The organism is Terriglobia bacterium (assembly GCA_020073085.1).
Lineage (GTDB): Bacteria > Acidobacteriota > Terriglobia > JAIQFV01 > JAIQFV01 > JAIQFV01.
In genome coordinates, this window is sequence record JAIQFV010000043.1 from 16198 (window position 1) to 39478 (window position 23281).

General features: G+C 56.3%; 16 protein-coding genes and 1 tRNA gene. 11 read left to right on the forward strand and 6 right to left on the reverse strand.

Annotated features, from left to right (window positions below):
- The first annotated feature begins 146 nt into the window (after positions 1-146).
- The 10 genes from LAO21_22000 to LAO21_22045 all read left to right on the forward strand — a co-directional run bounded on the left by LAO21_22000 (position 147) and on the right by LAO21_22045 (position 13405).
- Positions 147-1178, forward strand: coding sequence for a DUF1028 domain-containing protein (locus LAO21_22000; protein MBZ5555391.1), 1032 nt, complete (start codon positions 147-149; stop codon positions 1176-1178).
- 129 nt (positions 1179-1307) lie between these two features.
- Positions 1308-2330, forward strand: coding sequence for a medium chain dehydrogenase/reductase family protein (locus LAO21_22005; protein ID MBZ5555392.1), 1023 nt, complete (start codon positions 1308-1310; stop codon positions 2328-2330).
- Between the two features lie 161 nt (positions 2331-2491).
- A complete protein-coding gene (locus tag LAO21_22010) occupies positions 2492-4747 on the forward strand; it encodes a S9 family peptidase (protein MBZ5555393.1) in 2256 nt (751 codons plus the stop codon).
- 229 nt (positions 4748-4976) lie between these two features.
- Positions 4977-5666, forward strand: a complete 690-nt coding sequence (locus tag LAO21_22015; protein MBZ5555394.1) for a hypothetical protein — start codon at positions 4977-4979, stop codon at positions 5664-5666.
- 466 nt (positions 5667-6132) lie between these two features.
- A complete protein-coding gene (locus LAO21_22020; protein MBZ5555395.1) occupies positions 6133-7302 on the forward strand; it encodes a threonine synthase in 1170 nt (389 codons plus the stop codon).
- A gap of 138 nt (positions 7303-7440) precedes the next feature.
- Positions 7441-8640, forward strand: a complete 1200-nt coding sequence (locus LAO21_22025) for an alanyl-tRNA editing protein (GenBank protein MBZ5555396.1) — start codon at positions 7441-7443, stop codon at positions 8638-8640.
- Positions 8641-8852: 212 nt separating this feature from the next.
- Complete coding sequence (locus tag LAO21_22030; protein MBZ5555397.1) at positions 8853-9845, forward strand: asparaginase; 993 nt, start codon at positions 8853-8855, stop codon at positions 9843-9845.
- Between the two features lie 13 nt (positions 9846-9858).
- Complete coding sequence (gene glpK, locus LAO21_22035; GenBank protein MBZ5555398.1) at positions 9859-11421, forward strand: glycerol kinase GlpK; 1563 nt, start codon at positions 9859-9861, stop codon at positions 11419-11421.
- Between the two features lie 163 nt (positions 11422-11584).
- Entirely contained in the window at positions 11585-11902 is a 318-nt protein-coding gene (locus tag LAO21_22040; GenBank protein MBZ5555399.1) for a tetratricopeptide repeat protein, read from the forward strand.
- Between the two features lie 81 nt (positions 11903-11983).
- A complete protein-coding gene (locus LAO21_22045) occupies positions 11984-13405 on the forward strand; it encodes an amino acid permease (GenBank protein MBZ5555400.1) in 1422 nt (473 codons plus the stop codon).
- A gap of 14 nt (positions 13406-13419) precedes the next feature.
- On the opposite strand, the gene LAO21_22050 is transcribed toward LAO21_22045, so the two are convergent.
- The 3 genes from LAO21_22050 to LAO21_22060 form a co-directional block, all read right to left on the reverse strand.
- A tRNA-Ala gene (locus LAO21_22050) sits at positions 13420-13496 on the reverse strand.
- Between the two features lie 70 nt (positions 13497-13566).
- Positions 13567-13836: a GIY-YIG nuclease family protein gene (locus LAO21_22055; GenBank protein MBZ5555401.1), complete on the reverse strand. Its 270-nt coding sequence runs from the start codon at positions 13834-13836 to the stop codon at positions 13567-13569.
- A 275-nt stretch (positions 13837-14111) separates the two neighbouring features.
- On the reverse strand, positions 14112-14684 hold the full coding sequence (locus LAO21_22060) for a VOC family protein (GenBank protein ID MBZ5555402.1): 573 nt from the start codon (positions 14682-14684) through the stop codon (positions 14112-14114).
- Between the two features lie 112 nt (positions 14685-14796).
- Here LAO21_22060 and LAO21_22065 point away from each other — a divergent pair, with 112 nt between their 5' ends.
- Entirely contained in the window at positions 14797-15261 is a 465-nt protein-coding gene (locus tag LAO21_22065) for a hypothetical protein (GenBank protein ID MBZ5555403.1), read from the forward strand.
- A gap of 467 nt (positions 15262-15728) precedes the next feature.
- Here LAO21_22065 and LAO21_22070 read toward each other — a convergent pair whose 3' ends face one another.
- The 3 genes from LAO21_22070 to LAO21_22080 form a co-directional block, all read right to left on the reverse strand.
- Entirely contained in the window at positions 15729-17075 is a 1347-nt protein-coding gene (locus LAO21_22070; protein MBZ5555404.1) for a replication-associated recombination protein A, read from the reverse strand.
- Between the two features lie 576 nt (positions 17076-17651).
- A complete protein-coding gene (locus LAO21_22075; GenBank protein MBZ5555405.1) occupies positions 17652-20759 on the reverse strand; it encodes a CusA/CzcA family heavy metal efflux RND transporter in 3108 nt (1035 codons plus the stop codon).
- Positions 20760-20783: 24 nt separating this feature from the next.
- Positions 20784-22001, reverse strand: coding sequence for an efflux RND transporter periplasmic adaptor subunit (locus tag LAO21_22080; protein MBZ5555406.1), 1218 nt, complete (start codon positions 21999-22001; stop codon positions 20784-20786).
- Positions 22002-23281 lie beyond the last annotated feature (1280 nt).

Consider the following 23281-nt stretch of genomic DNA (forward strand, 5'->3'; position numbering starts at 1 on the left):
GGGAGTGCCTGAAGGGGAAACCCGGTGCGAAGCCTCGAAAAATGACGGATCACAACAGAAGCCCTGGATTCGGGCCGGAGGAACTGCCGTGGCTCCTTTGGGCCAATAGACTCAGATCGACAACGGACATCTTCAAGGAGGGATCGATGTCGAAAATTCTTCAAGTGAGGCACGTCTTGAAGCTCGGATTGTTGTTCGTATGCGTCTCTTGCGGCCTGAGTTTCGGCCAAACGGGAGTGGGGGAGAACAAAGCCCTTCGTCCGGTTCACACCTTCTCGATCGTGGCTCGGGATCCGGCCACGGGTGAACTGGGAGTGGCGGTGCAGTCGCATTGGTTCTCGGTTGGCAGTGTGGTGCCATGGGCCGAGGCCGGCGTGGGCGCCGTTGCAACACAGTCGATTGTTGAACCCGGTTACGGCCCCCTGGGATTGGACTTGATGCGCGCCGGAAAGTCCGCCCCGGAGGCCCTGAAGGCGCTGCTGGCGGCGGATTCGAACGCTGACGTGCGTCAAGTGGCGATGGTGGACGCACAAGGACGAAGCGCCGCACACACCGGAGAGCACTGCATCCAAATGGCCGGTGACGTGGTGGGAAAGGGCTTTACCACCGAGGCCAATCTCATGGAGAAAAATACCGTCTGGGGGGCAATGGCCCGGGCGTTTGAGGATTCCAAAGGAGATTTGACAGACCGGTTGCTTGCCGCGCTGGAAGCCGCCCAGGCGGAAGGCGGGGATATCCGCGGAAAACAGTCGGCCGCCATCCTGGTGGTCGCCGGGAAGTCGACGGGCCGGCCGTGGGTCGATCGCCTTGTGGATTTGCGGGTCGATGACAGCACTGATCCCATCAATGAATTGAAGCGGTTGGTGAGATTGAATCGCGCCTATCATCACATGGACGAGGGGGACAACCTGTTTGCCAAGGCGGACGTGGAGGGCGCCATCCGCGAGTACGGAACCGCAGAGCAGATGGTTCCCGACAACATTGAAATGGTCTTTTGGCACGCCATCACGTTGGTCAATGCCAAACGGGTGGATGAGGCGCTTCCGTTATTCAGGAAGGTCTTCGCGGATCCGGTGCAGGGAGCGAAATGGGCCGAGCTTGTTCCCAGGCTGCCCCATTCGAAGATGCTGCCGGAGGATCCCAAGGTGATAGAGAAAATTCTGAGCGCCCGAAAATAAGCCATGGTTTCATGCCGGGTGACAAAGACGTCAAAGTCGAAATAGGTCCCTTTCAGGCTTCTTGCGGCCCGGGGTCTTGGTCCAAAACAGTGCATTCATCCTTCAAAGCGAAGGGTTGCTGAAAAGAACATGCCGCGATCGGTCTTCATCACCAAACGAGGTCCTCCTGAGGTATTGAAGTCCCAGGAGGTCCCGGAACCTCGGCCGAAGCCTCATGAAGTTCGGGTTCATGTGAGGGCTGCCGGGGTGAATTTTGCCGACATCATGATGCGACTCGGCCTGTACGCGGGGGCGCCCCCACTCCCGTTTGTCCCGGGTTACGAAGTGAGCGGGACCATCGATGAGATCGGAAGTGAGGTCAAGAATCGGAGTGTCGGGGACCGTGTGATTGCCATGACGGAATTCGGGGGATATACGGAATCCGTGTGCGTTGCTGCGGATCGCGCGGTTCCCATGCCTGCAACCATGTCGTTCGAGCAGGGGGCGGCGCTGCCGGTCAACTACCTGACCGCCTATCATATGCTTTATTATCTCGGGCATGTCCGGAGAGGCGAGCGGGTCCTCATTCATCAGGCCGCCGGAGGCGTCGGATTGGCGGCGCTCGAGTTGTGCAAGGTGGCGGAGGCAGAAACCTTTGGCACGGCTTCCGCCTTTAAAAAGGACTTTCTTCTGTCGCGGGGACTCCACCACCACATCGACTATCACACCCAGGATTACGAGCAGGAAGTTCAGCGAATCACTCAAGGCGAAGGGGTCGAGATCGTTCTCGATCCGATGGGCGGGGAGTCTTTGCGGAAGGGGTATCGACTTCTTGCCCCGCTGGGACGACTCATGGTTTTTGGTTTTTCCAGCAGCGTCTCCGGCAAAGGGAGGAATCTGTTCAAAGCAGGGGCTCAATTTCTTAAGACACCGCGGTTTTCGCCACTCGATCTGATGCTTCACAACCGCGCCGTCTTTGGGGTCCATCTGGGACGGTTGTGGAAAGCGGCCGGAGTATTGGCGGAGGAAATGAGGACCTTGCTCGACCTGTACGATCAAGGAAGGATATCTCCCTATGTCGGCAGCACGTTCCTTCTGGACGAGGCCGACGCGGCCCACCATTTCATCCAGGACCGGAAGAATCTGGGCAAGGTCATCTTGCTTGTGGACTGAGGACAAAAGACAACTCCCGCGGGCCATGCTCGTATCTGCAAACGCCTGCGAGGGCGTTCCATGCCAGGCGTAACGCCGCTCTCAAAAGGACCGTCATTTCTCTCGTCGCACCTCGACTGTCATCCATTCCCACCGAACGCCTTTCAGGAGAATGAATTTCAATGAACCCCAAACCTGTTCGCACAAGAATCCTTTTGCGCTGTCTATCATTGTTTGTGTTTGTCTCGATGAGCCTCCTGGCTGTGGCGCAGCCCGCCAAGCGCCCCATGACCTTTATGGACATCATCGAGATGCGAAGTGTAAGCAACCCTGCCGTCAGCCCCGACGCCAAATGGGTGCTCTACACAATGTCCACGCCGGACTGGAAGGCCGGGAAGAGTCAAACGGATATTTGGCTGGCATCCACCGATGGCGCGGTCAATAAGGAGATGACCTTCACCCGCGACAAGAACGAAACCAACCCGCGATGGTCGCGCGACGGGAAGTTTTTCGTATTTGCCTCGGATCGCGATGCGAGTCCAGCAGCGGCGGCCGCACCCGGCGGGGGGGCCGGTGAGGGCGCGCCAGGCGGGAGAAATCAACTCTACCGGATGCGTCCTGACGGCGGGGAGGCCGAAAAAATCACGGATGCCAAGGATGGGGTAGGAGCATTTGGTTTCAGCAAAGACGGAAAATGGCTTGCTTTTTCCGCCGGCAAGGCCGACGAGCAGCAGGTCTGGATTTTCTCAACCGCCGACATCGGCCCGGGGAAGGCCAAGCCGCTGACCAAGCACTCCAATCCCATCAGCTCCTGGCAGTTTTCGCCGGACAGCAGAAGGATCTACTTCCTCTCTCCGGATACGGTTGATAAGGACGACAAGGAGCGGAAGGAGAAGAAGTTTACAGTGAAGATTCGCGACCCACAGACGCCCGCCAATCATCTCTGGGCGTTGGATATGGATTCCAGGCAGGGAAAACGGTTGACCTCCGGGACGGAGTACACGGTGACCGGATTTACCCAGTCCAAGGATTCCCAGTGGATTGGGTTTCACGGCGGATCGATGAACCGCTATGAGAAGGGCACTGAAGCCCGTGACTATGCGGATCTGTTCCTGCTGAATGCCGCCACAGGAAAAATAGAACGACTGACCGAAAACAAAGACATCGGCGAAAGCCCGCTGAGCTTTTCTCCAGACAGTCAATTGATCGCCTTTTCTGCCGCCGACGATTTCAAATACTTCCACAATGGCAGGGTCTACGTGCGTCCCGTGGCCGCAGGCACCTGGAAAAAGCTGGGGGATGGGTTTGATGCCGATGTCAACCTGGGGTTCTGGGCAAGAGACGACAAGACGATCTATTTCAATGAAGGGATGGGCGCCACAAATCAGTTTTTCTCGGTTTCGGTAGACAACGGCAAGGTGACTCAGGTCACCCAGGTGAAGGGTGCGCTTAATGTGACGGAGGACGAAGACTCCGGCACTCTACTGGTCAGCTATTCCGACCCCACCACGCCGGGAAATATCTACTCCACGTCTCTGACGACCGTTTCAGACCGCGGCACCTGGAAACGATTAACGGATTCCAACCCCCAGGTCGCGGATCTTCTGCTGGGTGAGACGGAGGCGATTCGCTGGAAGAGTTCGGATGGGACCCTGATTGAAGGAGTCCTTGTGAAACCCGTGGGATATGAGAAAGGTAAGCGATATCCTCTCATTGTCCAAATTCACGGGGGGCCTGCGGGTGCTGACCTGCTCGGGTTTAACGGCCGCTATGTGAATTATTCTCACATCTACGCCGCCAATGGCTACTTTTGCCTGATGCCGAACTACCGGGGTTCCACCAACTACGGAGAAAAGTTCAAGATGGAGATTTCCGGGGATTATTTCCGGCAGGCGTTTGATGACATCATGACCGGCGTGGACAACCTGATCAAGCTGGGGATGGTCGACGAAGCCAGAATGGGCGTGATGGGTTGGAGTGCCGGTGGGCATTGGTCAAACTGGATCCTCACCCATACAAATCGCTTCAAAGCCATCTCGTCCGGCGCCGGCGCGATGAACTGGACATCCATGTATGCCGAGACCGATATCCAACGAAACCGCGAGTTTTACTTTCAGGGAAAACCCTACGATCGTTTCGAACATTACTGGGACGTGTCTCCCCTGAAATACATCAAGAATGCCAAAACGCCGACCCTGATTCATGTGGTCGAGGGCGACCCCCGCGTGCCGCGGCCCCAGAGCGAAGAGCTGCACATGGCCTTGAAGAAGCTGGGAGTACCCACCGAGTTCATGGTCTACCCGGGGAATACCCACGGCATTCCCGACATGCGCAACCAGATGGTCAAGATGGTCAGCGAATTCGGCTGGTTTGAGAAGTGGATCAAGGGCAAAGACGTCTGGTTCGATTGGGAAGCGTTCATTCAACTCAAGAAATAAAGAGGGTCACATCTTCGCATTTTGCATTTGGTTAATGGTGAGGGTCAGGTCTCCGCAATCTGCATTTGACGAAGCAAATCCGCATTCTCTGCATCAATGATCCTCGACTACCCTCCACAATGGCACTCGCCCGCCAGCAATTGAAGAATGCGGAGACCTGACCCTCGCGATTACAATTGTTTGACCTTCTTGAAAAGTCGGGATTTTCGTTCAAAGAAGCGAGGCCGAAATGAAACCAATTATAAACGGGCTGCTTTTTGTCATCGTAACAGCCTGCGCGTATGCGCAAGGGGCTTCGATTCGCTTGCACGTTGTCCACCGCTTTAGCTTTGCAGACGAGGTGGCTGAGGGTTCTGTTCAGGCGGTGTTTCCGGAAGATCAACAACCAAAGGCTACTGAGACCCAGAAAATTATAATCCATCCCCACCCTCGCGAGGTCGCTATTGGTAAAGGGAAGAGTCTATTAGTATGGTTCTCGTATACCAACCCACCCACCAACAAGCACGAGGTGTATGGAGAGGCTGACCAGCCTGATTTTGGTGCCGTGTTATCCAACAGGACTCTTTACGTTTGCTCGTGGCGTTCGCCCGAACTATCAGTGCCAGTCCTAAATCAGTACTTGAGGTCAGTGCTCTCAGGAAGGATGAGCCAAAAGGATGCCCGTTCCACAGCAGTACTACTTGCTCGGTGCTCCGAACACCTACAAGTGCTGGATGAGACGACTCCCGAGTTAGATGGTCTGCGCGAGCAGCTTGTCAAGATAGGCCACCTGCCTACCGTCGTCGCCACTACGGATGGATTCTTAGTGACTTTCTTTACTTGGACTGGACTACCGCAAGGAGAATTAAGTAAGTGGTCTATTCACATGAAAGGAAGACTCATTGCAGATGTGAAACGGGAGCATGTTACAAACATCTGATTACAATTTTGAGTGTCAGGTCTCTGCAAATGGCAATTGGTCAAGAAAGTTCGCTGTCTTGACAATGACGAAACGCCATTTCACGATTGCAGTGACCTTCTGTGTGGTCGTAATTGTCAGGCCCCTTCCTTTGTGATTTTCTGCTTGGCTGTGGACGGGTGGCGCATACTCCGAGAAGAGCAAATTCCAGGATCCAAACTCCAAAATCCAAGTAAACTCCAAAACCCAAATTCCACCGCGCCCACTCCCACTTCTCTGGCGGCCCTATTGCAGTTTCACCGCCGAGACGCAAGAGCCCTTGGGGTATTTGAAGTTTTCAAACTAACTTATGATTTTCTTTGCGCGCTTTGCGCCCCTGCGGTGACCTCCGTTTCACTCCCCCTCGTTCCAATATCCTTTCTTGTAAGGGCGTGACAGTCTGCTATACTTTCCATTTTTAAACTCATCTGAAGGGGATTCCTCATTCATGAATAACGTTTCACATCTGGAGTGTTCCTCGTGTCGAAAACATTGGTCTCCGCGGAGGATTTACAACCTCTGTCCGGAATGCAAGTTGCCCCTCCTGGTTCGATACGATCTCAAGGCCGCGAAGGGGCAGCTCAATCGTGAAAACCTAGCTTCACGTCGAAACGATATGTGGCGCTACCGGGAAGTCATGCCGGTGGTTGATGACGGAAATATTGTTTCGTTGGGCGAAGGAAATACTCCTCTTTTGTCGGCCCGGAGGCTCGGAAAGGTGACCGGCCTCGAAAACCTCATGATTAAGGACGAGTCGCCGAATCCGACCGCCTCATTCAAGGCACGGGGGATGGCTGCAGCGATCTCCATGGCAAAGGAATTAGGGATTCAAAAAGTGGTGGTTCCCTCGGCGGGAAACGCCGCCAGCGCCCTGGCGGCATATGCGGCCCAGGCGGGCATGGAGGCACATATTTTCATGCCGAAAGACGTCCCCCAGGCCAACTACATGGAGTGCGCCATGTTCGGCGCCCGCGTGACCCTGGTCGACGGGCTGATCAGCGATTGTGGACGTATGGTTGCGGAACTCAAGGATAAGGAAGGGTGGTTTGACGTCTCAACCCTCAAAGAGCCGTATCGAATCGAGGGCAAGAAGACGATGGGCTACGAGCTTGCTGAGCAATTGAATTGGCATCTCCCCGACTGGATTGTTTATCCTACCGGGGGAGGCACCGGCCTTATCGGGATGTGGAAGGCGTTTGAGGAAATGGAAGCGATGGGATGGATCGACTCGCAGCGTCCCAGGATGGTGACCGTACAAGCGAGCGGCTGTGCACCCATTGTCAAGGCCTTCCACGAGGGCGCGACGAAGGCGACTGTCTGGCCCAACGCCCGGACCATTGCCGCCGGATTGCGCGTGCCCGGGGCCATTGGGGATTTCATTATGCTCGAGATCCTGCATAAGAGTGGCGGGACGGCCGTGATGATCAGCGATGAAGAGGTGAAATCCGCAGTGGCCGAGATTGGAAAGCAGGAAGGGATTTTCTGCGCCCCCGAGGGGGCAGCCTGCTGGCCCGCAGTCAAAAAACTCCAGGGTGATGGTTCCATCCGCCCCGAAGATCGAATTGTCATGTTCAATACCGGTTCAGGCCTGAAGTACCTGGACGTGTTGGGGGAGTGAAGGTACCAGGGATAAGGAGTTAAAGAGGCATGGAAGCAGGTCGAATGGGAGGGCAGTAGACTTGGCGGCTTGGCCGCGTCCGCTGTCACGAGCCCCACTGCGGTGGTCCTTCCGACGAATCTAGTTGCTTGATTACCTATGCCGACCGAACGATTGTATTACGGCGACTCCTTCCTGCGCTCCTTCGAGGCGCAGATTGCGGACCTGCGCGAAATGAAGGGTCAGTTCCACGTTGTCCTCGACCGGACTGCGTTTTATCCGACCGGGGGGGGACAACCGAATGATCGGGGGACACTCAACGGGGTTGAGGTCGTCGATGTGTTTGAGCAGGAAGGCACCGGCGAGGTAATTCATGTCATCTCTTCCGCCGTCCGAGCCGGGCGCGCCGTGGGTGAGGTCGATTGGCCCCGCCGTTTCGACCACATGCAGCAACACACCGGCCAGCACATTTTCTCTGCGGCGTTTATTCAGATGTGTGAGGCGCCCACCGTGGGGTTCCATCTGGGTTTGGAGACCTCCACCATTGATTTGCGGACGAACCTCGCCATTCCTGAGCGCCTGGAGGAAGTTGTGAATCTGGCCAACCAGATCGTTTTTGAAGACCGTGAAGTCGCGGTTTTGAACGTGTCACGGGGAGAAGCGGCGGCGATGCATCTACGCAAGGAATCGGACCGTGAAGGTGTCCTCCGGATCATCGAGGTGACCGGGTTCGATCGCACGCCATGTGGGGGCACTCATGTGACCCGCACAGGGCAAATCGGTCTCATCGCCCCACGCAAGGTGGAGCGATACAAACAGGGTTGGCGCGTCGAGTTTGTCTGCGGAGGTCGCGCCCTGCGACGGTCAAGGGATGACTTCGATACGCTGGCCCGGGCCTCGAAGCTGCTTTCGTCACCCGTGGATCAGATTCCCGGCGTCATTGAGAGACAAATTGAGGAGTCGAAATCGTCCCGCCGTGAGCGGTCCCGGTTACTGGAAGAATTAGCGTCCTTCAAGGCAATGAGTCTGCTCCAAGGGGCGAAATCCTGCGGAGGCCGGCGCCTCCTCATTGAGACCTTTCGAAATGAAGGACTCGATTATTTGAAAATGCTGGCCCAGCATGCAGTCGCGGAATCGAGGGTGGTGGTGTTTTTTGTGCTGGCCGGCGAAAAACCACAGGTGTTGATTGCGACTTCTCCCGATTCCGGCGTGGATGCGAGTCAGCTCTTCAAGGTGTTCGGGCAAGAGTTTTCACTCCGGGGCGGCGGTTCCAGGCACCTGGCTCAAGGCTCGCTTGCAGACGCCTCGGCGGTCGCGCCTTTGATTGAATCTGCGGAAAAGAAATTGACAGCAATGTAGACGTCTCTGCGGAAGAGCGTAACCGCAAAGCGCGCAGAGAAGGCGCGAAGGACGCAACACATGAGTGGCGGTAATGAGGCTCGAGATGGCTGCGGCCTAGGTGCCCTCACGAAGGTCTTCGTATTCGCATTTCCCGGAAAACGGAACTCGAATCACTATCCGCATTTTTTTCGTTCGATCGAATCCGTTCGCAGATGAGTGGTTGATCCTCTATGAATTCTCCGAAAGTTTTGTTTGTCTTCACGGGCGGCACGATGTCGATGAAGTTTGACCCGGAGATTGGAGCCGCGGTGCCGGCCTATTCCGGGAAGGAAGTTCTCGCCATGGTGCCCCACCTCGAGTCGATCTGCGATTACGACCTCATCGATTTTGCCAGAATTCCGGGGCCGCACATGACGCCGGAAAAAATGTTTGAGCTCTCGAAGCTGCTGAACGAACAGTTGCGCCGCGACGAAATCGCCGGAGCGGTGGTCACCCATGGAACGGACGCACTCGAGGAGACCGCCTATTTCCTGGAGTTGACGGTCGATTCCTACAAGCCCGTGGCCGTGATCGGCGCCATGCGCCACAGCGGGGAGATTGGCTGGGATGGCGCGACCAACCTGGTGTCGGCGGCCCGTGTGGTGCTCGATCCGAATGCCACCGACCGCGGCGTCATGGTGGTCATGAACGACGAGATCTGCACCGCTCGCGAGGTGACGAAGACCCACACGGAGGCCTACGATGCCTTCAAGTCGCCTGAGTTTGGCCCCATCGGGCTGGTGGACAGGGACCGCATTATGTGGGTCAGGGGCAAATTCTGGCGAAAGATTATCCGAACGGAGCGCATCGAAACCCGGGTGGATATGTTCAAGACATATGCGGGATTTGATCCCCGGCTCATCCACTATGCATTGGACACCGGCGCGCAAGGCCTCGTCATTGAGTCCATGGGACGTGGCAATACCCCGCCGGCGGCTTTCACGGCGGTGAAACGGGCCTTGGAGATGCCGCTTCCCGTGGTCATCTGTTCGCGCTCGGTTCGGGGCCGGGTGCTGGACACGTATGGCTATGAGGGCGCAGGAAAACAGGCCCGCCGGCTGGGGGCGATTTTCGGCGGAAACCTGCCGGGGCAGAAGGCAAGGATCAAACTGATCCTGGCCTTGGGGAAGACTAGCTCGATCGAAGAGATTCGGAATATTTTTGAAGAAGGGGTGTATTTCTAGAACGGTAGGCTCTGTGACCACTTCCAAACGATTCATTCTCGCGCTTGATCAAGGGACCACCTCCTCGCGTGCCATTCTGTTCGATCATGATTCGAATCTAGTGTCCATCAGCCAGAGGGAGGTTCAACAGATTTATCCCCGATCCGGCTGGGTGGAACATGATCCGGAGGAGATCTGGCAATCTCAACTCCTCACCGCGCGTGAAGTCCTCGACCAGTCCGGTGTTTCAGCGAAGGAAATTGCAGCCATTGGCATTACCAATCAGCGGGAGACCAGCATTGTCTGGGAACGCGCGACGGGTCGGCCCATCCACAATGCCATCGTGTGGCAATGTCGTCGAACCGCCGAATTGTGCGATGAACTGAAGGAGGAGGGGTTCGACAGAAAGATCCTGAAAAAGACCGGCCTGGTGACCGATGCCTATTTTTCAGGGACGAAAATCAGATGGATGCTTGACCACATTCCCGGAGCACGGGCGCGGGCCCGCGACGGAGAACTTTTGTTCGGGACCGTGGACTCCTGGCTCATTTACAAGCTCACCCAAGGGGGCGTTCACGCCACGGATTATTCCAATGCCTCCCGCACCCTGCTGTTTGACATCCATCGGAAGCGTTGGGACCAGGAAATCCTCAACCGGTTGGAGATCCCGAAAATCATGCTCCCGCGAGTTCTCCCCTCCAGTGGCGTGTTTGGGGAAGCGGCAAGTGAATGGTTTGGCACGGCCATCCCGATTGCGGGGAATGCGGGAGACCAGCAGGCGGCCTTGTATGGGCAGGCCTGCTTTGAGGTGGGGATGGTGAAGAATACCTATGGCACGGGGTGTTTCCTTCTCCTTAATACGGGGGAGCGTGCCGTGTCGTCAAAAAACGGCCTCTTGACCACGATCGGGTGGGGCATGAAATTTTCCGGCCCCAGGAAGTCCCCGGGCCGGGGGGCCGCCCCAGGGAGACGCGGTGACGCTGATGATGTAATTACGTATGCGCTGGAGGGAAGTGTCTTCATCGCAGGCGCAGCGATCCAATGGCTGCGCGATGGACTCAAGATTATTGATCAAGCCAGTCAAAGTGAAACGCTCGCCACATCGGTGAAGGATTCGGGAGGAGTCTATTTTGTTCCCGCGTTTGTAGGGCTGGGGGCGCCTTACTGGGATATGCAGGCTCGTGGCACCCTGGTCGGAATCACCCGAGGAACGGAACGGGCCCACATTGTCCGCGCGGCGCTGGAATCGATGGCATTTCAGACCCGCGATGTCGCGGAGGCGATGCAGCGCGATGCCGGAACCCGAATCGGCGAATTGCGCGTAGACGGCGGGGCCGTTGCTAACAATTTTCTCTGCCAGTTTCAAGCCGATATCCTGGGGGTGCCGGTGCTCCGTCCCTCCATCACGGAGACCACAGCATTGGGTGCCGCCTATCTGGCCGGTCTGGCGGTTGACTTTTGGAAAAATCAAAAAGAAATCTCCTCTCACTGGAAACTCGACCGGAAGTTCGAGCCGCGCCTCCGACCCACGGTTCGAGAAGCCGCCTATGCCGAATGGAAACGGGCGGTGGAGCGATCCCTCCGATGGAAAAATTAGACTGGGGATCCAAGCTCGCATGCGGCGCCCCTTGAGCCTGCCCTGCTCGGCGTGCCCGTTGACCTGTGGTATGATCCCGTCCGAATCAGGCTCCCGGAAAACCGTGATTCGCTCAAGAAACCAATAAAACCGAGTCTTCCGGGACTTAAAGGTGCGCGCTGTCATGGAGAAATCCCGTCTTGAGATCTTCGAAGACACAACCAGGAACTCCCCCACGGATTCCTTCGCACATTATGCCCTCGCCATGGAATACGAGAAGGCAGGACGGATTGAAGATGCGCTTGCCACCTACAGGAGACTGATCGGTTTCGATCCCGCGTACGTTCCGGCTTTTCAGATGTGCGGACAGCTCTTGGTGAGCCTTGGCCGCTCCCCGGAGGCGCGCGAGATATTGACTCGCGGTCTGGAGGCTGCCCAGAAGATCGGCAACGCGAAGGCGGCCAACGAAATTCAGGTGCTTTTGTCGGGTTTGGCCGGGTGAGGGATTGCAACGCATGTAATGCTCAGATGTCCCTGGCAGGGGCGCTCCGACTCGTCGGAGCGCCCCTACAAGTTTAATTTTATGGTTACGAATCATCAATCGCCTTCCGACCCCGTCCCCCTGCAAGACCTTTCTTCACAGCAACACGGCCTTCAACGCCAACTCTCCGGGCGCCAGTTGACCATGATTGCGATTGGCGGAGCCATCGGCACTGGGCTGTTTCTTGGCAGTGGAGTCGCCGTGCAACTTGCCGGGCCCGGGGTTCTAGTGACTTATGGGGTCGGCGCCATCATCGCGTTGATTGTTACGCTGGCGCTGGCCGAGATGACCGTGGTGCGTCCTGTGGCGGGTTCATTTGGCGTTCATGCCGATGAGTTTCTGCACCCTTGGGCGGGCTTCTCGGTCCGGTACTCCTACTGGCTGGCGCAAGTCATCGCGATTGGAAGCGAAGTCGTTGCAGCCTCGATTTACTGCCGCTACTGGTTTCCATTTGTTCCCCAATGGGTCTGGATCGTCATGTTCTCCGCTACGATGGTGTACGTGAACTCGCGCACGGTTTCACGGTTCGGCGAATTTGAGTACTGGTTTGCGATGATCAAGGTGGTCACCATCATCGCTTTCCTCGGGGTCGGAGTTGGCTTGATCTTTGGAGGAAGGCAGGGCGTGGCACTCTCGTTCCACGATTTTCTGAATTCCTCCAAAATGCTGCCGCACGGATGGTCGGGAGTCTGGTTTGCTTCAAGCCTTGTGATATTCAGTTTTTTAGGGGTTGAGATCGTGGCGGTGACTTCGGGTGAAGCAAAAGATCCAGCCTTGAACATCCCAAGGGCGATGAAGGGTACGGTGGGGCGATTGGTTTTGTTCTATGTCGGCGCCATCTTCGTCCTCATCATGATCGTCCCCCATGCGGACATCGGGATACGAGAGAGTCCGTTCGTGACAGTGTTCCGGGCCGTCGGCGTGCCCTATGCCGGGGGATTGATGAATTTTGTGGTGCTGACCGCGGCGTTGTCATCCATGAATGCAAACCTGTACCTGACCTCCCGGATGCTTTTCTCTCTCTCTCGAAGCGGCTTTGCCCCCCAACTTTTTGGAAGAGTGACTCATGCGGGAGCTCCGCGCAATGCCCTGCTCGCTTCCACCGGGGGCCTTTTCGCAGCCGTACTGATGGCTCTCTTCTTCCCTCAAAGAGCCTATCTCGCGATGGTTGGTGTCGCGTTGTTCGGCGGCATCTTCGCCTGGATGATCATTCTGATCACGCACTTCTTTTTCCGCAGACGCGTAGCCGCGGAGACCCTCCAAAACCTCCCCCTCCGACTTCCTTTCTTTCCATGGAGTGGAATGGCGGCGCTGGGTGCGCTGATCGCGATCACCGGATCGTCGGCGTGGGTTCCTGAAATGCAACCCCTGGTGTGGAGTGCCGGGCCATGGCTGTTGGCAGTAACAATCTTCTATTGGGGGTGGAGAAGATTCAGGGCGAAGGAACTGAACGGATCACGCTAATTCGGTGGGAGATATGGTGGACCGCATGGGGCTCGAACCCACGACCTCATCGTTGCGAACGATGCGCTCTCCCAAACTGAGCTAGCGGCCCACGTTCAACGAACGTCTCAAATACTACTCGATACCTGTGGGTTTTGCAAGGCAGCGGAAAGGCTCCCGGGCTACTTTCGTCCTGGGACAAATGGGCCATTTTGTCTTATTAATTCTTCAATAAAGAGTCGACTTTTCTGCCTCTTGATAAATCTCTCGCGACGTCGGGCCGTGCTTTGGTCTGGATGGGGCTCCGCATATTCGAGTCGAAAAGGTCTGCGATATCGCGTGGCCTCTTGCTGCCCCGAGTTATGTTCGCGCAAACGTCGTTCAAGATCACTAGTCGAGCCAATGTAGTATCGCCCATCTTTCAGGCTCTTAAGAATATACACGAAGAACATGAACTTGACAGGGGGATGATTAGCTTAACTCTCAATTGCAGGCGGGGGGTGGCCACGACCTCTCCGATGCATCGGAGCGCTCTCCCAAACTGAGCTAGCGGCCCACGTTCAACGAACGTCTCAAATACTACTCGATACCTGTGGGTTATGCAAGGCAGCGGGAAGACTCACATCTTGCTCTTTGTATCGCGACGAGTGGATTATCTGGGTTGACTGGAACGTGAAAGAATTGACGAGTCATCCGCTCTTTGATGAATCTGTGGCAGCCTCGAGCCTCACTTTTTCTTCTTTAAGACCTCGGCGAAAACAACACGCCGGCCCTCCGGGTCAGAGCATTCGACGATGCGGTGTCCCCAAGGCATTTCCCGGGGCGGACCGAAGAACTGCACTCCTTTCTTCGACAATCGCTCATAGACCCGATCGACATCGCGCACCAACAGATAGATCTGGCCTGACAGAGGTTCCTCTGGCGGCCGGCCTCCCAGTTGGGCTACCCAATGATACGCCATGTTGTAATCCTGGAATTCAATCAGAGTGTCTCGAGTGGTTCGAAGGCACAAACTACCCCGGATTTCGTCGTTCCGGGCGTAGCCCGGTTTGAGAGTGGCTGCCGGGCGCTGGCCACTGGCATCGACGAACCCGAGAGAATCCCGGTAGAAGTTGGCAACCACATGCGGTTCCTTGGTGGTGAAGGTCAAGTGCAAGCCTTCAATTCCCATCCACCCGGGCTTATCCCCGGCCGTCCTCAAGCGAGTAAGGCTCCTGGCTGGCGGTCGGTGCGGCTTGATGCTCTTCTTCGACTTCGCCCCGCCCTTACTAGCCTCCTTGGAGCCTTTCTTCTTTGCCATGAGTCACCTCAATAAACAATTGTCCTATCGAACGGGCCCGGATTGCCGTTGACATTCTGCTGGCGGCACCTTTTGACCTCCCCGGCATTTCTCATGAGACGCCAAAAAGGACATGAACACCGGCTGGATTAAGGTCCTGCTGCTTTCAAATCCATGGCCGACCCGCCGGGTCGGTTCGCGTTGGCGTATTCCTGAAAAAGAAGAGGTCCGCCCACCGCGATCGCGGAAAAGGGCCGTCCTGGGGCAAGCAATCGAAGCTGAAATCAAGGCAATCCGAAATTGGTTAAAACAAAGAGAGTTCCGCCAATGCCGCCGCCTTCACGAGACCAGGAAATACGACACCAACGATGATCCAAGTTGTTGCGATAGGAGACCTTGCATCGTCGTGCGGTATGATGTCAGCACAAACGAGCCAATCAATGGGACGTGGAATCGGTACGAAATGAAACTACCTAAATTGCTCGAAATCCTGAGCATGAGTGGTGGTAGTGTACCCATTTTCGAAACGCTTGGCAAATCATTTGAGAGGAGCAACCAGTACTGGACCCCTAAAGTTCGGGTATTTCTCTGTAACTAGTTGAAGAAGAAAGGGTAAGTTGTTAGAACGACTTGGCTTGGATTCACTTCCTTCGATTGCGATGGGCCTAATCCTGCTGTCAACGCGTTGATTTCGTAGGCTGCAGATGAATCTTCACGAAAAGGGACTGTCCCTAGGGACAGTCTCTCGAGGTTTGTGGAGCGAAATCGGATCAAATCTGACTTCCGAAGTGGAAGATTCGTTCTGATCCAGGCAAGGAAAGCCTTTAAGAACTCCTTTTCCGGTTCCACGGGCATGGTCGCGGGCATGCTTCAGGGTTAAGGAACCGTCTTGGTCTCTGTCTCAGTGGTCAGTTGTCCACTCCAACTCAGGACTGTTCCTGATCTCAAATTTGAGATTTCAAATTTTGCCTGCTGAAGGGGGAAAGCTTCCTCTCAGCAATAGATTCCCCAGGGGTCTTGACTGGACAACCCTGAGGAGCAACGCGGAATTAATGGAACCCGCCATTATTTTTTGGGGCCGTGCTGGCGAACCCAATTTAGTTTTTCCTTCAGGTTTTTTTCCAACCCTTGGTCGGTGGGTTGATAGTATTCACGGTTTTTCAGGTTTTCCGGGAGGCACTGCATATCGGTGATGCGGTCGTCGTAGTTGTGCGCATATTTGTAACCGTCCCCGTATCCCAGATCTTTCATCAGGCGGGTCGGGGCGTTTCGCAGGTGCAGAGGGACCGGTTCAGCGAGGGTTTCGTTGGCATCCCGGTGGGCGGATGAATAGGCCTCGTAAACGGCATTCGATTTGGGTGCCAGGGAGAGGTAAACCGTTGCTTCGGCGAGCGCCAGGTTCCCCTCGGGCATGCCAATAAACTCCACCGCCCTCATGGCGTCCATGGTCAGGGTGAGGGCGCGGGGATCCGCGAGGCCAATATCTTCGGTCGCCATTCGGACCAGGCGCCGGGCGACATAGAGGGGGTCTTCTCCTCCTTCCAACATGCGCGCCAACCAGTAGAGGGCGGCATCAGGATCACTGTTGCGGACGGATTTGTGGAGGGCAGAAATGATGTTGTAGTGTTCTTCTCCCGTCTTGTCATAGAGCAGGGTCTTCTTCTGGAGGACGGCTTCCATTTCCTCCTCGGTAACGCGCTTGATGCCCTGCGCATCGGGACGGACGCCGGCCAGCGCCGCTTCAATCGCGTTATAAGCCATCCTGGCGTCGCCATTCGCAAAAAGGGCGATGCGCTCGAGGACCTTCTCACCTATTTCGATTTGTTCCCGACCCAATCCGCGCTCCGGATCGGTGATCGCGCGCCTGAGCAGTTTGATGATCTCGTCGAGAGTCAGCGGATGAAGCACATAGACCCGGCAACGAGAGAGCAATGCCGAGATGACTTCAAAAGAGGGATTCTCCGTGGTAGCGCCGATCAAAATAATGCTGCCCTTCTCGACATGGGGAAGAAAGGCATCCTGCTGCGCCTTGTTGAATCGATGAATCTCATCAATGAACATAATGGTTCGCGACCCGTACTGGCGAGCCTGCTCCGCCTTGGACATCACTTCCTTGATTTCCTTGATGCCTGCGAGAACGGCGCTGTACGTGACAAAAGTAGAGTGGGTCATCCGGGCGATGATCCGCGCGAGGGTGGTCTTCCCGACGCCGGGAGGGCCCCAGAAGATCATTGAAGAGAGGCGGTCGCTTTCGATCTGAACGCGGAGTGGTTTGCCGGATCCAACGAGGTGTTCTTGCCCGACGAGTTCATCGAGGGTGCGCGGGCGCATCCGGTCTGCCAGAGGACGGGAACGGTCGACGGTCCGATCTTCATCGGGGGTGGGTGAATCCGGACTTGAGAAGAGATCCATGGAATGGTCTGTAGGGCTTTCGATGAAGCAGCCTTGTGCCCCGACAAACAGCCCCTCCTACAATGCTTTTGTCCGATTCTTGAGGTTTGCCGTGTTGAAGGTGCTTCAGCCCATCGGAGAGTACAAGAATGAAGGGGGGGATGCAAGAGGAAGCGAAACCGCGGGAAGCGCACGTCTTGTGCGTGAGCGCCGCGCGCCTTCGGGCTGCGGTAAATCTGGACGGGCTGTTGCCCAAAGCCGAAACCGCCCGGTGGGGCCCCGATGACTCATCGGGGGGGCCTACAACTTAACCCCATGATTCTGTGTTGTAGGCCGTCCCGCTCTGCGCCCGCCGCGGCGTCAACCTAAGACCGGAGTAACGAGCGGTCCATAATCCCCCCGGCGGAAGCCGGGGGATGATTCAGGTGAAGCCTACAGCGGCGATCCCATTTTCATTATCCCCCCCCATCCCGCGAAGCGGGATGGTGGGTGTGGTTTATTTTTGGAGCCTGTGTTTGTAGGCTGTACTTGAACTTTCCCCCAGCTTCCGCTGGGGGGATTCAACAGAACGGTCTCCCTCCCGGTGCGGCCCTGAACTCAGGGATGCGTTCCGGGGTTCGCAGTATCTTTTTCAAACCAGCAATAAATGTTCGGCAACACGATCAGGGTGAGCAAAGTGGAGGTTATCAATCCACCGATGACTACTGTGGCCAGGGGCCTTTGGACTTCCGCTCCGGTGCCGGTGGCCAATGCCATCGGGACGAAACCCAGGCTGGCCACCAGGGCGGTCATCAGCACCGGGCGCAAGCGGGTGAGAGCGCCTTCGACCACGGCGGCGTCCCGCGCCACTCCCTCTTGCCGGAGTTGATTGATGCATGCCAGCATGACAATTCCGTTCAGAACGGCCACACCGGATACGGCGATGAACCCCACTCCGGCACTCATCGAGAAATTCATTCCTCTCACCAGCAAAGCCAGGACGCCCCCCGTCACGGCAAAGGGAATCCCCGTGAATACGAGGGCGGCGTGACGGAGAGAATTGAAGGTGATAAAGAGCAGCAAAAGGATGATGAAGAAAGTCACCGGTATCGCCAGGAGAAGCCGATTGCGACCACTTTCCAGGTGCTCCCACATTCCGCCCCATTCCATCATGTAGCCGGGTGGGAGCTTGACCTTCTGGTCCACGATCCTCCGGGCCTCCGCAACGAATGAACCGATATCGCGGCCTCGTACATTCGCCTCCACGGAAATACGGCGCTGGCCGTTCTCCCGGCTCACCTCGGAAGGACCCTCTTCGCTTTGAATTTCCGCGACCTGATCCAAGGGGACCCTTTGCCCGTTGGGAGCGACCACCAGGAGTTTTGCGATGGCGAGGGCGTCATTTCGTGCCCATGTCGGGAACCGTACCGCCAGGTCGAAGCGCATCGACCCTTCGAGTACCGTGGACGCGGTGGTTCCTGCAATGGCCGTCTGAATGACCTCCTGAACATCAGAAATGTTGAGACCATAGCGGGCGATCGCATCCCGCTTGATCCTGACCTCCAGGGTTGGCAAACCGGTTACCTGCTGCACTTTCACGTCTTCGGCTCCAGAGACGGACGATATCAGCCGGCCCACTGCGCCTGCCTCCTGCCGGAGAGTATCCAAATCGTCTCCATAGATCTTGATAGCCAAATCGGAGCGCGATCCCACTCCTTCGATGAGTTCCATCATTCGGAACTTAATCGGCTGAGAAAACGAGTAGGCAGCACCTGGTATCTTTTCCAGTTCATCATGAATCTTGCCGACCAATTCCTCCTTGGTCTTCACCGTGGTCCACTGTGATTTCGGTTTCAGAAAAACATAGGTGTCGGCCATGTCCGGCCCCATCGGGTCGGTGGCGATTTCAGGCCGGCCAATTCGGCTGACGATGGTCTCGACCTCCGGAAACCGTTTGATGGCCGCTTCAATCCGGGTCGTTTGGCGCACCGCCTCGGAGAGCGAGACGCTCTTGAGGCGGACGTGGTTGATCGCAATCGCTCCCTCATCCAACTCGGGCAGGAATTCCATTCCAAGCAGCAGGAACATGGCGGAGCATAAAAGAACGAAGGCGGCGGCAAAACCCACCGTTGCTTTCCGACGGGGGATCGTCTTCTCCAGGAGTTCGCGATACGAGTTCTTTAAAGAGGCGACGAACTTGTTTTCGCGATCTCCGTGACCTTCCTTCAAAAACACCGCACACAGAGCCGGAACGAGGGTCAGGCTGAGCAAGAGAGCCCCTGAAAGGGCGAAGATGACGGTCAAGGCCATGGGTTGGAACATTTTTCCCTCGATGCCGACGAGGGAAAGGACGGGGATATAGGCCACGATGATAATCAGCTCCCCAAACTGGCTTGCCCGTCGGACCTCGGAACTGGCCCCCAGGATCGTGTGAAGGCGCTCTTCCTTACTCAGCGGTCGGGACATTGCGGAGCGCCGTTCTGCAAGGCGGCGAACGCAGTTCTCAACGATGATGACAGCCGCATCCACGATCAACCCGAAGTCAATGGCGCCCAGGCTCATCAGGTTGGCCGAAATCCCAAAAACCCTCATCCCAATGATCGCGATCAACATCGCAATCGGAATGACCGAGGAGACAATCAATCCGGCCCGGGCCTGGAGAAGGAACAGGAGCAGGATGAAGACGACCAGTGTCCCGCCTTCGATGAGGTTCGTCACCGCTGTGCGAATGGTCCTGTCGACAAGTTTTGTGCGATCGTAGTAGGGGACAATCTTGACGCCGGGCGGCATCGCATGCTGCAAAGCGCCGATTTTTTCTGCAATGGCCTTAGTGACTGCTCGACTGTTCTCCCCTTTGAGCAGCATCGCAATTCCCATCACGGTCTCCCCGTTTCCGTTCCGCGTGGCGGCTCCCTGGCGGACGGGCGATCCCAGGCCCACTGTGGCAAGGTCTCGGATATAGACCGGGACACCTCGGGGGCTGGCGACCACGATGTTTGCGATGTCGTCGATGTTCTGGATTAAACCGATCCCCCGGAGGAGTTGTTGCTCCGACCCGCGTTCCAGGTATCCGCCACCCGCGTTCATGTTGTTTTGTTCCAGCGCTGCAATCACCTGATGCACGGAGAGGCCGTAACTGACCAGTTTGTTCGGGTCGATCAAAACTTCGTATTGTTTTTGCAGTCCACCGAAGCTGTTCACTTCGATCACCCCGGGCACGGTCCGTAGCTGAGGTTTGATGAACCAGTCCAGGAGGGTGCGCAACTCCATAGGGGAATGATGTGCCTCTGACTCGACCGTAAACTGATAGATCTCCCCCAGGCCGGTGCTGATGGGGGCGAGTTCGGGGACCACCCCCGGAGGCAGCGCGCGTTGCGCTTCAATCAGCCGCTCCAGCACCAATTGACGCGCCCAGTAAATGTCCACGTTGTCATGAAACGTCACGGTCACCTGGGACAAACCAAACTGAGAAACAGACCGGATTCCCTCCTTCCGGGGAAGGCTGCTCAAGGCCACTTCCAGGGGCAACGTGACGTACTTCTCCATCTCCAGCGGTGCAAACGCCGGAGCCACGGTATTGATTTGGACCTGGTTCGAGGTAATGTCGGGCACCGCATCAATGGGCAGGGAACGACCCATATAGAGCCCGATTCCAATGGTCGCCAGGCCAAGAATAAGAATGAGAATGCGCCACTGAATGCTGAAGCGAAGAATGCGTTCGATCACGGCGGCCTGCCTCCTTTCCCGCGACTACTCGCTCGATATCTGGCCTCTCAGAATTGTCGATTTCAGATAGAAGCTCCCTTTTGACACCACCTTCTCCCCCGCTTTCACGCCTTGGAGGATCTCGACCCACTGAGATGTTCTCGTGCCCAGGCGAAGGGGACGCTTCTCAAAGGTGGTCTCATTGCGCTGAACAAAGGCGACCGCCTCCCCATTAATTTCCTGCAAGGCCTCGATCGGGATCGCCACAGCCGCACGCGCCTGTTCCGTTGGAATCTCTACCGAAGCAAACATCTCCAGTTTCAGGCGTCCATTCGGATTGGCCACGACACACCGGGCTTTGGCAGTGCGGGATGCCGGGTCGATGGAATCACTGACGTTGGTGAGGGATCCCGGGAACACCTCATTCGGGTACGAGGAGACTCGCACCTGGCACCGGCTCCCGGTTCGCACCAATCCCAGGTCTTTCTCATAAACATCGGCTAAAATCCACACCGAGCTGATGTCGGCGAGTGTCAGTATTTCCCGGTCTCGATCGACCACCGTTCCAATCGATGCGCTGCACTGGGTAATGACGCCGCCAAAGGGCGCACGAATCGTGGAGGCCGATGCCGTCGGTCGCATCCCACTGGACGCAGTCATTGATTCGAGCTCTTGAGTCCCCATCCCCATTCGGCGGACTTTCATCTCAACTTGGGAAAGCGCTGCCATTTGTCCTGTCACGGCAGCCTTTGCCTCTTCCCACTCCGCCTCTCGAAGCTCGAATTCACGTTGGGAAATCGCCCGGACTTCAATCAGGGTCTTCGCTCGCACAAAGGATTGCTCTGCGGTCCGTTCTTGGGCTTTAAGTTTTCCGAGTCCGCTTCGAAGAGTCAGGTAATCGCCCACAAGTTCGCCGAGCTCAATGTTGTCGTATAAGACGAGGGGTTGTCCCGGGGTGACCCGGTCTCCCAGGCGGACGTATAGTTTCTCTACGACGCCTCGGGCCAGGGGAAGTACATGCGCGATGCGGGCCTGGTCGGCGGAAACAATGCCGGTCGTCTGCAAGGCGTTTGCTATGGGAACCGACCGGATTTCCTCGACAACAAGCCCTGCGTTCCGTTGGGATTCAAGGCTCAACTCCGCCACATTCGGATTGACAGTTTCCACCGGTTCAGTAGGCTTTGGTCCCCCTCGGTAGCGGATCACTGTGACAAGAACCGCTGCCGCGATGACTACCACAAGAATAGGAATCCATTTTTTCATGGCTTAAACTCCTATTGGAAAGATCCTTGCGTCGAATTTGCAGGGCTGCGCTCCTGCGATTTGGCACGACTCCCGGCAGTCCGACTGCACACTCCGACGGGTCATGTGAAATCGAACGGGCTCCGGCACAATCGATTATTAAAAGGATGAAAGCAGGAAATGCGTCTAGGAAAGTCGCGGAGGGTGATAAGGATGAGGGGTAAAGCCGGCCAGGGCTTCGAACCTTACGGGAGCCGCCGGGATCCTAACGGAATCCAAAATGACCAGAGAAGGTGGACTTTGAGGACGGATTCGTGTGCTGCAGCAATAACAATCTTCATCCGGGTCCGAGGGATCAAGCGCAGAAACATGGGTCGCAAGGCGCTCACTTGTCAGGTTTGTATTTGTCCCGAGGGGAGAACCGGTGGCGATAAGATGAACTTCATACGGACAGAATCCAGGGATCAGCAAGTCCGCAGCGCCATAAAGCAGCAGCATAACAGCCACGAGTCTTTTCAGAGGGCTCGAATTCATCGGATTAGGAAGGGCGAACTGTACCAAATCCGAGCCGTGGAGTCAACAAAAGGGCTGATTCATTGCCGTGCCCTTCGCGCGGACCGTCGGGCGGGGATGTGCCGGGGGGCTTGTCATGTGGTTCCATTTGCGCCCGAACATCCACCCCCTTTATTGGGGCACCAAAAGAAGGTCCGCGAATTTTTGGGGCCTGGTGTCAACAATCGATTCTGCTGCAAAACCCCCTGGGCTCGATCTGTGGAAAAATAAATCGCGTTTAGAAAGCCTACAATGCATTTCCATCGTGTTGGGATACATTTGTGGTCCCCCGAAAAATTGCATTTTTCAAACAACAGGGGGTTTTGCAGCAGAATCAACAATCCACGATCCCACTTATGACCGCATGTGTGCGGGAGCCCGCTTCAGCGGGCTTGATTACGTACAGCCCGCCGGTTTACCGGCGGGGAAGCCCGCCCCCATTGCTCCCTCACCCCGATTCATCGGGGTTGAGCTTTGATTGCGGTCGGCCGTTAACGACCGACCCAACGAATACCCCCGATCTGAAATTTTGAGGGTGAAAAGGCCTGATTAAGCCCTAAAAACACCCGATTTTTGAGATTATCCCCACCTCGTTATTACAACTTAGCTTGGTCTGATATACATCTCAAAGTTGTGGAAGAAAGTTTATCGCTTTTGGGCAAAGGAAATCCCATGAACAGCGTATCATGTCGGCCAGCACCGGGAGGATAGGGCCACGCTGAAGAGCGACCTGAGCGCCACGGTGCTGG

Coding starts and splice junctions, on each gene's coding strand:
- LAO21_22080 (MBZ5555406.1), bottom strand. CDS start 22,001: ATGAAAAAATGGATTCCTATTCTTGTGGTAGTCATCGCGGCAGCGGTT.
- LAO21_22045 (MBZ5555400.1), top strand. CDS start 11,984: ATGGTTACGAATCATCAATCGCCTTCCGACCCCGTCCCCCTGCAAGAC.
- LAO21_22020 (MBZ5555395.1), top strand. CDS start 6,133: ATGAATAACGTTTCACATCTGGAGTGTTCCTCGTGTCGAAAACATTGG.
- LAO21_22000 (MBZ5555391.1), top strand. CDS start 147: ATGTCGAAAATTCTTCAAGTGAGGCACGTCTTGAAGCTCGGATTGTTG.
- LAO21_22065 (MBZ5555403.1), top strand. CDS start 14,797: ATGAACACCGGCTGGATTAAGGTCCTGCTGCTTTCAAATCCATGGCCG.
- LAO21_22010 (MBZ5555393.1), top strand. CDS start 2,492: ATGAACCCCAAACCTGTTCGCACAAGAATCCTTTTGCGCTGTCTATCA.
- LAO21_22005 (MBZ5555392.1), top strand. CDS start 1,308: ATGCCGCGATCGGTCTTCATCACCAAACGAGGTCCTCCTGAGGTATTG.
- LAO21_22070 (MBZ5555404.1), bottom strand. CDS start 17,075: ATGGATCTCTTCTCAAGTCCGGATTCACCCACCCCCGATGAAGATCGG.
- LAO21_22015 (MBZ5555394.1), top strand. CDS start 4,977: ATGAAACCAATTATAAACGGGCTGCTTTTTGTCATCGTAACAGCCTGC.
- LAO21_22040 (MBZ5555399.1), top strand. CDS start 11,585: ATGGAGAAATCCCGTCTTGAGATCTTCGAAGACACAACCAGGAACTCC.
- LAO21_22025 (MBZ5555396.1), top strand. CDS start 7,441: ATGCCGACCGAACGATTGTATTACGGCGACTCCTTCCTGCGCTCCTTC.
- LAO21_22055 (MBZ5555401.1), bottom strand. CDS start 13,836: ATGTTCTTCGTGTATATTCTTAAGAGCCTGAAAGATGGGCGATACTAC.
- LAO21_22030 (MBZ5555397.1), top strand. CDS start 8,853: ATGAATTCTCCGAAAGTTTTGTTTGTCTTCACGGGCGGCACGATGTCG.
- LAO21_22060 (MBZ5555402.1), bottom strand. CDS start 14,684: ATGGCAAAGAAGAAAGGCTCCAAGGAGGCTAGTAAGGGCGGGGCGAAG.